The sequence below is a fragment of the Paenibacillus sp. OAS669 genome, from assembly GCF_014873645.1.
Lineage (GTDB): Bacteria > Bacillota > Bacilli > Paenibacillales > NBRC-103111 > Paenibacillus_S > Paenibacillus_S vulneris.
In genome coordinates this window covers 445,388-458,446 of the sequence record NZ_JADBDR010000003.1, presented here as the reverse complement: position 1 = coordinate 458,446, position 13,059 = coordinate 445,388, and the positions used below count along the sequence as shown (strand labels likewise).

The window sequence follows — 13,059 nt, the reverse complement described above, 5'->3', positions numbered from 1 at the left end:
AGGACAAACAATGCCGCTACGCCGTTTGACATGGGGAAGCCTGATCTTCAACACGCTTAATATGCTGTTTCTGGGACTTGTCGTGGCTATCACCATATATCCGTTCTTATATGTGCTTGCCGCTTCACTCAGTGAGCAGATTTATATTTCGCAAGGAAAAATAGGCATTATCCCGATGGGGTTTCAGTTGGAAGCTTATAAAAGGGTCATCGAATTTCCGATGCTCGGACGCGCTTACTTCAATACCGTAGTTTATACAGTCCTTGGGACCGCGGTGAGCCTCTTTCTTACAGTGCTGGCTGCCTATCCGCTTTCGAAGAAGGAAGTCCCCGGGCGAAATTTGCTCACCGGCTTTATCCTTTTGCCGATGCTCTTTAGCGGCGGTCTGATCCCCACCTACCTTGTCGTGAACGCGCTTGAGATGCGAAACACGATATGGGCGATCATTATTCCGACTGCTGTTGCATCATTTTACGTGTTCATCCAGCGCACTTTTTTCGAGCAAATTCCCGCAGAGCTGGAGGACGCCGCTCGTATCGACGGATGTTCCGCGATGCAGACGCTGCTGCGTATTTATTTGCCGCTGTCGGTGCCATCACTTGTAACCATCGGGCTGTTTTATGCCGTAAACCAGTGGAATAGCTTTTTCCCCGCGATGATTTATTTGAACGATGAAAACTTGTTTCCGGTACAAATCCTGCTGCGCGACATCGTTATCCAGAACCAGACCGATCAAGTAATGGTAGATGTCCATGACGACAAAAATCTGCTCAGCGAATCGATCAAATACGCGACACTGATTGTCGCAACCCTGCCAATCTTACTCGTATATCCGTTCATACAAAAATATTTTGTGCAGGGCTCCATGATGGGATCGATCAAAGGCTAACCGCGAAATCAAGGGATTTGCGTCCCTGATAAAAAGGATAAGGGAGGTTTTGCAGCTATGACAAATTCTAAGTGGACCAAAGGAATAATTAGCGCCATCGCGCTGATAGTGACGCTATCCGGGTGCCAGTCCGGAGGCTCTGATCAGAAGGCTTCAGGAACCCAAGAATCCCAGAATGACCCAAGCGGACAGACGGCAGTCGGCGGTAAAGTGCTGGACAAGAAAATCGAGGTCAATGTCTATATGCGGCCGAGAACCGAGTCGGTGGAATCGAACGATCTGCCGTGGATGAAGCCAATCGTCGAAAAGACCAATGTGTATTTCAAGTGGCTAAAAGCCCCCAATGACGAGAAGGACTACATCGAGAAATTTAATTTAACCTTGGCCGGCGGCGATCTTCCGGATATGATGGAAGCGACTCCAGACCTGCTCAATAAGGGCGGTGAAAATGGGGCCTTCGAACCGCTTAACAAGCTGATCGACCAATATATGCCGAATTTCAAAAAGCTTATGGAGAAAAATCCGCAAATCCTAAAAGACATCAAATCGGATGACGGCAACATTTACTTCTTCCCGCAAATCTCCGCGGTCAAAACCATCAATTTGCAAATCGTCCGGCAGGACTGGCTGGATAAAGTCGGTATGAAGGCACCAACGACGACGGATGAATTGTACGAGGTGCTGAAGGCTTTTAAGGAAAAGGACCCGAATGGCAACGGAAAGAACGATGAAATCCCGTTTACAACGCGCAATAAGCTCAAAGGGCTGTTAGCGCTCGTCGAGCCTTTCGGCGTGTCGTTCGAGGAAGATTTTTATGTTGAGAACGGCCAGGTTAAATACACCTATACGAATCCAAAGCTGAAGGATGCGCTCGCTTTCGCCGCGAAGCTGTACCGCGAAGGCTTAATCGACAAGGAGTACATTACGAACGACCAGAAGGTTTGGGAATCGCGCTTCACGAATCAACAATCGGGTATTACATTTGATTCGTTCCCGCGCATCGAATATTTGGAGAAATTAGTTGCAAAGGCCGAGCCGAATGTCAATATGATTGGCATTCCTCCACTTAAAGGCCCCTCTGGGGACGCATATACGAAAAGCCAACAAACGTTAATCAAGAACGGCTTTGCCATTAGCTCGAAATCCAAGTACAAGGTGGAACTTGCCAAAATGCACGATTGGTTTTACAGCGAGGAAGGACAGCTGGCAATGAATTTCGGAAAGCTCGGCGAAACGTACACAATGGAGAACAATCAACCGAAATACACTGACTTGATCATGAAAGACCCTAACAAATCCCCATTGATTAAAATGTACGAACTCGGCCACCGCGAATTTGCTTATCAGTGGGACATCCGCTATGAGAATGCCATGGTAACGCCAAAGATTGAAAAAATCCGCGATTCGATTACGCCATTCATCAAGGATAAATATCCGGTTGCCCTTTCCTTTAAGCAGGCAGAGCGCGATGTCCTCAATTCCAAATTCGCGGAAATAACGACATACAAGGATGAAATGGTGAACAAATTTATCATGGGGGCCGAACCGCTTGACAAGTTTGACGCCTATGTCAAAAATATCGAGAAGATCGGTCTGGATAGTGTCCTGAAAATCCAGCAGGCTGCCTATGAGCGGTACACAAAACGTTAAACGAAATGGTAGTGGGAGCATTCGAATTAATAACGCGGCTGCCGGTTCATGCCGGCAGCCGTGCATTGGACCTGCCACCAACTTCGTCATGATCTTCCCTTCTCCTACTATTTCCGTTCACATCCCGCACTGTCCACAGCTTTTACCATAGAGTCAGCTTCTTTTCGGCTGGTGTACGCGGCTTTGGGCGGGGTGCTTTGTCAAAGAAGCCCATGTGAAGGATACCTACGATACGTTCGTCTTTCCGCACGCCCAGTCCGTCTTGAAACCCGGGATCGAATATGAACTCGATGGTAGACCATATCATGCCGAGATTGTTCTCCCAGCCAAGAAGTTGAAAATTTTGCATGAAGCAGCAAACTGCGGCAAAATCTTCATTTCGCTTGTGCTCGTTCTTCTCTTCCTTCATCACTACGATCAGATGCGCGGGAATTTCAAGTATCTTATTTCTCATGAACTCCTTAAGCTTGGATGGCAGCAGACGATACCGCTTAAGGTTGCCGGATGCAGACGTAATCAGGTCAACCAGACGTGTCTTGCCGCCGTCGCTGTCCACATAAATAAAACGCCATGGCTCCCGCATCCCGTGATTCGGAGCCCACACAGCGTCATTCAGCAATTGAATCACCAATTCACGAGGTACAGGGTTCCGATTAAATGTGCGAATGCTTCTTCTCTCCCGAATCGTCTTGGCGATACTCATGACAATCACTCTCCTTTTGCAATCAGCGGCCCTGGCCGGCTGTACCGATCCGCCGGCAGCTTGTTTTAATATCCGCCGCAATCCGCTTTTTTGTCTGACATAAAGGTCTATTCAGCGGCTTTTCCCCGCCAGCGATCTGTGCCTTCCTTTACCATTTGCAGTGGATTCAATTCCGAAAGGGATATTGCCCAGGCAATATGCCTAACCAGGCCGAATGAGTGCCATATAGACATTGTGCGGTATAAAATCCCCTTCATCACAATAAATTGTTTCACATGAATAAAAAAATAACATATAAAACAAAAGGATTAAAATACGCCAATCAACATCACACTAATTTATTGTTTCATACGAAACAATACTATTGTAACTCCCCCTTTTCTTGGTGTCAACCTCCATATTCGTCGTCATATAAACCTCTTATTCAGCTAGGGAACTGGACATGTTCTCAGGGTAGTATGGCTTTTAATCATCGTACCCTTGTACCAGTATCCCATATTGTTTCTTAGGAAAAAATTTATGATATAATAACAAACAAAATAGTCGAGGAGAAGTTGAATCATGGATTCAATCAAGGCAAATAAAAGCGCAATTCTTGAACATTTCATTCAGTTTCTTCAGCAAAAAGAGCAATATGAATCATGGATAACCGGATCTTATCTTGAGGAAATTCGGAAGCATATAGGCGTTGAATTAAGTTTGAACATGACGGAGCTGCATACCATTGCATGCATTGGAGAACAGGAGCCGATTAATGTTACATCGATCGCGGAAGCGTTAAACTTAAGCAAAGGGAACACCTCTAAGGTCACCAATAAATTATTGAAGGCGGGTTGGGTACGAAGGGCCCAGCTCAGCGATAATAAAAAGGAAGTATATTTTCGGCTGACTCCTGTCGGTAAAAAGATCTTTGCTGTTCATGACGAGCTCCACACCAAGGAACAGCAGAGAATGTACGAGTTCCTGGAAAAATATACCGAAGCTGAGCTTGAATTGATTAAACGACTGTTTGGAGATCTGATTGATTTCTATCGATAAAGCTTGAACAGAAAATCAGACCCATCCTAATAGTCGATATCTGCCATCCAAAATAGAAACTGCACCCCGAACTATTAAAATTCATTAACAATTCAGGGTGCAGTTTATGTGAACAGCCGTTTTTTGTATTTTCTAACAATCAATCTTCTGAGCACGCAAAGATCTCTTGTCTGAATGGTCAGAGCGGAGGTTACTGCTGGCAATCCCGCCCAAAAATAAATGAAAACCACAATGCGAGGGTTAATCGCTTGTGGCCGAGAAAAGCCTTATTTTATTTTTAGAGCTTGTTTGGTTTGAGAAACAAACCCATCCAGTTTTTTATTCACTACACTCGGTTCAGTTTGAACCAACGTTCTCACTGACCGAGCAAGTTGCTTCACTTCATTTGCCCAACTTCTGTTATCCTCTTTTAGTATATCTTCTACCTTTTCTAGCGCACTAACTCCTGAGTCTAATCTACCAATGTATAGGTAGCTGAATCCTAAATAAAGCTGTCGTAAGAAATGAGCGAAACCTAGTACTTGAAATTCAGAATCGTCAGTAGATTTCTCAATAAAATTAATGATTCCGTCAGGTTGACCGTAATTTGAAAACCACCTCAACCATTTTGATTCAAGAAAAGAGTTAGTTCATTAAAATAATTAGCATACTGTTCTTCATTGTTTCCTACAAATAACTCAGAACGAGTGCCAAAGCTTAAAACAATATTGTTTTCTGGTACATATAATGGCTGAATACCCAAACAGTAATACACTCTGTCAGCGATAATGTCAAAATTTATTATGTGTAAGATGTCTGCTTGCTCTCATATTTGGCTTATAGAATGAGAAATCATTTTGTTGTGTAAATTGTTTGAACTGCTGTATTAATATTTTTCTTATACTTTTGTTATCAATCATTTCAGGCAATCCTTTCCTAAGGGGTAATTTGGTGAATAGGAGCAGAATTAGGTAAGTTATTTAATATATCGTTAATTCTCTTTGAGTAAGAGAGGCTGAGCCAGTTTTCAAATCATATACATTATTGATAGTTACCCCATCACTCGCATACTCGACTACATCCAGTCTAACTCCACCTTTTGTCCCATAAGGAACAATCTTACCATTTATGCGTTTGAATATGACGATACTTTTGTATAAGCAAGACCAGAAACGTTATTACATCCGCCGCGGCGAACATAGAAAAAATAACCACAACGCAAGGGTTATTCGCATTATGGCTTTAAGAGTAATTTATTTTTTATCATAATCCGACTTAATGTTATAAAGTGTGCTGTATATATTTAGAAGTATATAATACATATCCTTTGCTTCCTCATCGAGAGGTAAATTCTTCCTAAAAATTAACCACTCAGTTAACATATCATTCTTAAGTAATTCCGAAAATGGGACTTCGGTTAATCCTGTGGAGAAATGTATAATTACTTTACTTTCAACTGCAAAGTCAAGGTCATCGTATCCGTTGTTTGTTAAGGCCCTCCTCGGTTTCATAGCACCCCATTGGGGCGTTTACAGTAAATAAACTGGGGGGATGCATGTGTACTCCTGGGATTCACATGAAAAATAGTGGCAGGGGAAATAATCTCCTCACTGCGCTCAGAATCTCCTGTAAGAGGGCAGGGAAGGAGTATGGTTACAGCCCATTTAAACAAGCCGTAACAGGCTATTCATAAGGAGCTGGGGGAAAGCCTTCCCGAATACGCAAAAATCCCCCGTCAGCGACTACGGGACGTTCTACGTCCATACGTCGCCAACGGGGGCGTGTGGGGAATAATTACCATCCAGAGAACAGCGGAAGATCATAGCATTTCGATTTTTTCCAGATACCTCGTATAGAAAGAATTAAAGGACGAGCGAAGCGAGTCACTCCGAGCGATAGCGAGGAGCAGAGCACTTCCATCCCTTGGATTTCCATAGTCCGAAGCAGCCCAGGCTTCTATGGGCATGGGCTGCCCACGGATATTCAAGCTGCTCGTTCCCTGCTTGTGACCTCCTCGCTTCGCTCGAAAGACTCCGCTTCGCTCCGCCCCTTTCCTTTCCCTTCGATTCTCATGGGAGAGCCAGATGTTCAGGTGTGAATTCAGCCCACTTCTGAATATCGTCGGCACTTTTATACGGCGTATTCGCCAACTCCCGACAGTACCGTTTTTCTCGTGGACGATGGAACATTCCCATAAGAACCCTGTATTTCCCACATAGGAGGGCATGTCACGTTCTCCATAGAATCCATCCATCGCTCAGCCATTAGACCGTATATTTATTCGTTTCTTCGCAGGAAATATACCATTCTATACCAGTAGGTTATCAATCGTATGGAATTGATCGAAAAGTTCTATCAATTTTTTTCAATCCAATCATCCCGTCCCCATCGCTTGTCGAATCTGGTTGGGGCGAGTGGTTACAGCCGATATAAACCGAGCAGATTCCCATTTCTATCCTCGGAACAAGCAAACGGTCACGTCAGATCAGTAGCGCCCACCTATGGCGATTTCTGGGCGGTTTACGCCCCATTCGTCGCCATGTGGTGAGCCATTCAGATTCTCTCGGCACACCACCAGGCCACCCCAGTCTTTGTTCATGTTAAGTCAAACAGCGGCCTACGGAAAAGTGGGACGACGGCACCTCGCTTACCGAGAGAACTGACTATGTATTATTAAATCAAGGGAGAGCTACCCGATTCCGATTCGTTCGACACTGGGTGGGGTCTTTCAGATTAGCCGCCGTTCGGCGATAAGATAAAAAAGAACCACAACACGATGATTAGTCGCATTGTGGTTGAAAGTTAACCTTAATGAATATAAACATCAAATTCAATTTCAGCTTGTATATTACCTGCAAATTCAACAATATCGCTTGACAGAAATATAGCAGGTACTTGGTTTTCCTCAATCTTAATTACGATAAAAAATTTGTAATCAACTACTATTTGATTTCTCAACTCAATTAGTTTCTTCTTCCTACCATTTATTAACTTTATAATTTTTTCAAGCTGTTCGTTAACGTCAAGTGATGGCTCATGTTCTGTTTTAATAAACCAACATGATTCCTTTCTAACCAAGTTTTTCCCAGTTACCAATTCTCCCTTAACATATGAACCAGTAGGATTCAATCCAAGCATATCCGTCACAATTTTCGGGTCAAATGTGTCACCAATAATTGAAAATTCTGCTGATACTTTGGTGCTCAATTTCCTTCACCTCATGTTATTTTATAAAAATTCCAGTGTGGATTCTATCCCCTTTACCGCCTTTTAACAAAATTAGAACTTCACCCGTGGCTTTGTCTACATACAAGTCGTATCGGGAGATTTGTGCCTTACTTCCTAAAAAGTCTCTCTTAACTTCATGAGCATCTATTCCCTGTCGTTTCAAATGCTTATCATCAATTTTGTTAATTGACCTAAGCGTCTTACTAAGACCACTTTTTAATAGCCCACCTCTTCCAAGAGTAGCTCCCCAAACGTATCCCTCTTTAAAGTCAGGGAACCCCTGTTCAATCTGACCACCTACATAGCCTTGCAATAGTTGCTTTCTGAATGTTTCTTGAGTACCTCTATCAAGTTTGTAATATAAATCATTATTATTTTTGTTTGTCCACTCCGTGTATGCATAGCTCCAATAGTTCATTTCTTCAGGGAGGAATGCCCCCGTGACACCCAAATAACCATTTAATACTCCATTTTCAATTATAGGCTGACCTTGGAAATCCTTATCATCACCTAAATATTTTGAAGCACTGTTTCCAGTAAGTGCTCCATCACCATTATTACATTGCCCTTCATGTGCATGGTTACCATCTTTGGAAACACAGTAATGCCCTGTAGGGTCAATATAAATCAGCGGATTATTATGCACATACGTATAAAGATTCAAACTCAGCGGATTTTTTATATCCCCTTCATACGTATCCTCATTAATAAACCGGCCGACCGCAGGATCATAGTATCTCGCTCTTAAGTAAATCAATCCGCTTTCGTCATCTTGAAGTTCACCTGTGTACCGATAAGGATTATTCATCCCTTCTTTCTTACTTAACACATTTCCCCAGATGTCATATTCATACGTATTGATGTCGTTTCCCGCAGCATCCTTGATGGTTACTACATCACCATGACCGTTGTAATAGTAATATCCCGACTTGTTTGAAATCTGATCCTGCCGCCATAACAGTTCATTACCCCAAATATTCCTCGCCTTAAAGTTACCATTTCCATCCAGTTCGTCGATTATTTTACCATTAAAATAAACATAACGTGTCATAACTCCATTTACTAGTTTTGACGCTCTCAATCCATCCCCATAGTAGGAATAGTGTGATTGAATGCCCGCATTGTCATCAATATCTGATAACTGGTTATTTACGTTATACTTAAATTCCGACATTTCCTGTTCAGGAATTGGGACGGTATCACTTTCTAGCGTTAGTCGATTTCCTTGGTCATCATAACGGTACAAGTTCTGACTTTGGGGTAAAATCTCCTTTGCAATTCTATTTAAACCATCATATTCAAACTTGTACGTTTGGTTGTTTTTGCTTAACGTCGTAATATTACCGAATCCATCATATCCAAAGGTTTCGGTTCTCGTTACTGAGCCGTTAATTTGATGCGAATGTGATAATAGTTCTTTAAATGCATCAACTTTTCTTTGCTGACGCTGGTTCCCCGGGTAATTTACAGTGTACGTATTTTCATTGTTAGCAATGTCATAATTATACTTCACTGTTCCCATTCCTGGGTAGTCCACTGTTGCTATCCGATTCAGTTTATCATGAGTGTAAACGACCTCTTTGGCATCCGGGAATGTAATTTTGATTAGATTGTCATTTACTGCATCGTATCCAAACCCATAGTCTCTTCCGACAACCGTTTGCTTCTTCATTCTTTTCCATTCGTCATAGGAGTACGACAACTTTTCATTCTCACTATTTTCAATCCCTGCTAAAAGGCGCGTATCCTTATCATAACTTTTATTCCGCCAATATACTTCTGCGCCACTTTCCCCGAAAATGGAAACTCGCTTCTCTTCCCAGTATGGGGTATACGTATATTGATAGGTCTGTCCTTTTTTATCAATATGTTTATCCAGAAGGCCGGTAACTTGGTACTGATTGTGTTCACTTAAACCCTCAGAATCGGCCGTAGATAACAACCATCCATTGCCATTATACATTTTTTGTTTTTTTAACTTGCCGTTCACATAGGTTGCGATCACTTCACCCAATCGATTGTATACATATTTGTTAACTTGACCGGCATTATCTTTAACATAAATCAAATTTCCTAGTGCATCGTAGCCATATGTTGTTGTTTGAGTAACCCCTCCAGCTACCACTTTCTGTTCGGAAACTTTACCAAAGGGAGTGTACACATATTGGGTCGTCCTATTTTTAGTTTCACTTTGCTCTGTAATCTGCTGTACTTGACCGAATCGATCCATGTAATTCCACGTTTCTTTTCCATCAGGTTCTACTGTCTTAACAGTACTCTGCAAATATCCAGTACCATTATCGCTTGCATAAGCAACATTGGCATAGAAGGTCTGAGTTTGTAAACCTAATGCATTTGTTACAACAGAAATCTGTCCATTTTTCCCATATAAATAGGTTGTCTTTTTGTCAATCTCCCCATAGGGGTAAGATTCTTTTAAAAGTTTTCCAGACAGCGAATATTTATTTGCAACAATAGTTCGAAGTGTTGATCCGACTTTTCTTTGCTCTTTTTCTACTAAACTATAGGGATTGTAATAAGTAATGATTTGCTCTTTGTCTGGCAATGTTTTTGTGACTACTCTGTTCAAATCGTCATACGCAAGCGTAACCTTGCGCTCCGAATCTGTATTTACTGGAGAAGGTATGAACATTTGCGATGTGACTCGATTTTTAAAATCGTAACCATACTCTAGTTTGCTTTGATCTGGATAAATTTGTTTTATTAATCGGTCTTGATTATCGTACTCGTACTGTACAACAACTTCAGAATCCGGTTGACCTTCTGCCAACTTGACTTTTTTGCTTTCTCTTGTGATATGCAATCCAGACGGATCGTATTCAAAATCTGTGATGGTTTCTGGAATAGCGGCGCCAAACTGGTCTCCAGAACCATTTTCTTTGATTTTTGTCGGCTGATTTTTATTGTTGTATGCAAGATATTCGGTAATTAATGTATCCGACTGTAAAGTATCGTTCTCGGGATTTCGATATTTACTCGTTTTTGTTGTTTTCGCTATTGTTCCGTTACCATTATAAACGTAGCTCAGTAGCACCTCCTGTTTACCATCACTTGATGTCCTTTTGATCATACTTACTTGACGGTATGGACCCGAATAAGCATATTCAGTATGGTTTCCAAGTTCATCTTCTTCAGCCACTACCATCCCAAAAGTGTCATATTGAACATTAGAAGCATTTGCGAAATTATGGATATTGGCAGGTTTGTTATCCGACTTACCCCACAAATAGTCTTTTACGTTTTGTGAACGTGGATCACTTGATGCACCCGAGTCAAAACGATAAACTGACGTCGGTTTCGTATTATCTTTATTTCCATCAGCTTCATATTTGTACGATGTTACGACCTTCGGTGCGTAGCCCAATACTTTATTTCCCGATGTAGAATTGATCTGATTGATTAAACCATTGCCTTCATCGTATTCATAAGCAAGTTTCGTCGGTCTATTATGGTAAATTCCGTAATTATCGTAATATCCATTTGCCTGCATACCTACACTGTGGGTTGCAGTGAAATCTCCCAGATCTGTAGAAAACGTTGTTTCTGAAATATCCCCACTTCGAAAGCTATTGCTTGAACTGAGTCTGCCTGAAGCATTTTTAGGATAATTCCAAACCTCCTTTGCCTTCCCATCGGCATTATCATGGATATTTATTACTAGCATCTTACTTGTGCTATCCGAATCCGTGTAACTTAAAATAACAGATTGAACACGATGATAACCAACATAAGTAAGTCCCCAAATATCCAGATAGCTTCTTGTAGACCCCCTCAATCTGTCCCGAACTTTATAATCCGATTGATTCGCCCAAACCGGGTTGTAGGTAGAATACATAAACTGACTTGTTAAACCTGTATCTGTTGTTGTTTGATTTAAAAGTAGGTAGGCAATTTCTCCATACGTTCCCTTATCTTTCTCTACAATGCTTGATGCCTCGGAGCCATTTGCTTCAGATCCACCTTTATTAACATCAAGTACAGGCGTTTTAAGATCAGATTGTACTTGAAATTGATATTCGGCGTCTAAATTAAAGTCTGCGATACCTTTACTATCTACTTCATAGTAGGTGTAATTTTTAAGAGTTCTATTTCCAACAGCGTCATACACACTATTCAATTGAGCATAGGGAACTGTGATTGGTGATGGCTGATACGCCCCAACACTAGGAATAAAACTGCGTAACGATCCGCTAAATAAGCGGGATTGTACATTATAACTTATTTTACGAATAAGTTTGCCGCTATTATCCTTAACAGTAATACCACTAATATGAATTGGAGCATTCCCAGTATCATACGTTATCTCAATTGTTCTTTGAACTGTATCCGTTATGAGCGTTTTATCAGAATACAACTGATATTGAATATGGTCACCCAGTCTGTTTGAAATAGATGAAACGACCCATTCATTCCCCTTAGGCACGAACTCATATATTTTTTGATCGTTTACCGTCAACCTATACACATTATTCTCATCAACGGTATAATTAGCATTTTTATAAGGTTGATTGAAAGGTTGATCAGAAACATTATCTCGGAATTCATAAGTTGAGCCATCATCCAATGTAAATGTGATTCTTGGGTACCACCCATCAGTTAAGTTTGAATTTGCATCAATATGCTCTCTACTATAGAAATTTTTCAAATAATATGGTGAAGAAGGATCGTTAATGGCACCAGGAACAGAATACCACCCAATATAGTCATAATTTTGCTCTATTTTTAGGGTAGGAATGTTCAATTGCCAACCTGTTGCAATAAATCCTCGGTCTTGGTTTGTTATAGGTTTTGGTATATTGCCGGATAGGTTATAATCAGGTTGAGTAATTTTAGCATTCATGGAATTGTACGAACGGATTAAATCAACATCTAGACCATGTAAACCCGATAAATGAACATCTACATCTTTTTGATTGCTGGTCCGAAACATCGGGTCAACTAGTTGATCTGTGTTCTCCTGAAACGTAAAGGGTTTGATTTCGCCTAACGTTTGGCTTGGAGAATTTGAATTCAAAGAAGTGGCAGCTTTAAGGCTTCCGCTTTTTGAATAAACAGCTTGTACGATGGTACGAGAATTTTTTTCAAGATCAGAATAAATCAGTGCATCGTAAGCTTGCGGATTTTTCTTCCTTAAGTAATAAATTTCAACCAGCGGTGTCAATCGGTTTAATTTATCTCTTTCGCCCTCGTTTAATTGTTCATATTGCTGAATGAACGTGTTGAAATTAAATTGAAGGGTGTCCTTTTTTTGATTTTCTGGCAATGTTTTAAATAACTCAGGATAAAAATAAACAGCCATATTCCACATTTGTGGTGTAAACGTTGTTTTCATTTCAGCAAGTTGTTGCTGTGTAAAAGGTAATGGTTCTGATTCTATCGGACTTTCCGAGTAAACATCGTATGTTACTGTCGAAACAGAATTTGACGAACTGTAAATTTGACTGCCGTCCTGATTACTTGCAGCATAAATAGGATTTATAGTACTAGCAAAAAAAACGAATGATAGTGCGCTACTTATTATTTTTTTTATCATAGTTCCTCCAATAAATTG

General features: G+C 41.1%; 7 protein-coding genes. 3 read left to right on the top strand and 4 right to left on the bottom strand.

The features are described 5' to 3' along the window. Nucleotides 1–10 precede the first annotated feature (10 nt). Complete coding sequence (locus GGC63_RS09920; RefSeq protein WP_079912533.1) at nucleotides 11–889, top strand: carbohydrate ABC transporter permease; 879 nt, start codon at nucleotides 11–13, stop codon at nucleotides 887–889. 57 nt (nucleotides 890–946) lie between these two features. Further along, complete coding sequence (locus GGC63_RS09915; RefSeq protein ID WP_192702149.1) at nucleotides 947–2,539, top strand: extracellular solute-binding protein; 1,593 nt, start codon at nucleotides 947–949, stop codon at nucleotides 2,537–2,539. Nucleotides 2,540–2,681: 142 nt separating this feature from the next. Here GGC63_RS09915 and GGC63_RS09910 read toward each other — a convergent pair whose 3' ends face one another. Further along, nucleotides 2,682–3,242, bottom strand: a complete 561-nt coding sequence (locus GGC63_RS09910; RefSeq protein WP_192702148.1) for a nitroreductase — start codon at nucleotides 3,240–3,242, stop codon at nucleotides 2,682–2,684. Nucleotides 3,243–3,803: 561 nt separating this feature from the next. Between GGC63_RS09910 and GGC63_RS09905 the strand changes: the two genes are divergently transcribed. After that, the gene (locus GGC63_RS09905) at nucleotides 3,804–4,280 is read left to right on the top strand and encodes a MarR family transcriptional regulator (RefSeq protein WP_192702147.1); all 477 of its coding nucleotides are present in this window, start codon (nucleotides 3,804–3,806) and stop codon (nucleotides 4,278–4,280) included. Nucleotides 4,281–5,512: 1,232 nt separating this feature from the next. On the opposite strand, the gene GGC63_RS09900 is transcribed toward GGC63_RS09905, so the two are convergent. The 3 genes from GGC63_RS09900 to GGC63_RS09890 all read right to left on the bottom strand — a co-directional run bounded on the left by GGC63_RS09900 (nucleotide 5,513) and on the right by GGC63_RS09890 (nucleotide 13,041). Further along, nucleotides 5,513–5,770 carry a hypothetical protein gene (locus tag GGC63_RS09900; RefSeq protein ID WP_192702146.1) on the bottom strand — a complete coding sequence of 86 codons (258 nt, stop codon included), beginning with the start codon at nucleotides 5,768–5,770 and terminating at the stop codon, nucleotides 5,513–5,515. Between the two features lie 1,297 nt (nucleotides 5,771–7,067). Then, on the bottom strand, nucleotides 7,068–7,466 hold the full coding sequence (locus GGC63_RS09895; protein ID WP_192702145.1) for a DUF4279 domain-containing protein: 399 nt from the start codon (nucleotides 7,464–7,466) through the stop codon (nucleotides 7,068–7,070). A gap of 16 nt (nucleotides 7,467–7,482) precedes the next feature. Then, entirely contained in the window at nucleotides 7,483–13,041 is a 5,559-nt protein-coding gene (locus tag GGC63_RS09890) for an RHS repeat-associated core domain-containing protein (protein WP_192702144.1), read from the bottom strand. Between the last annotated feature and the right edge of the window lie 18 nt (nucleotides 13,042–13,059).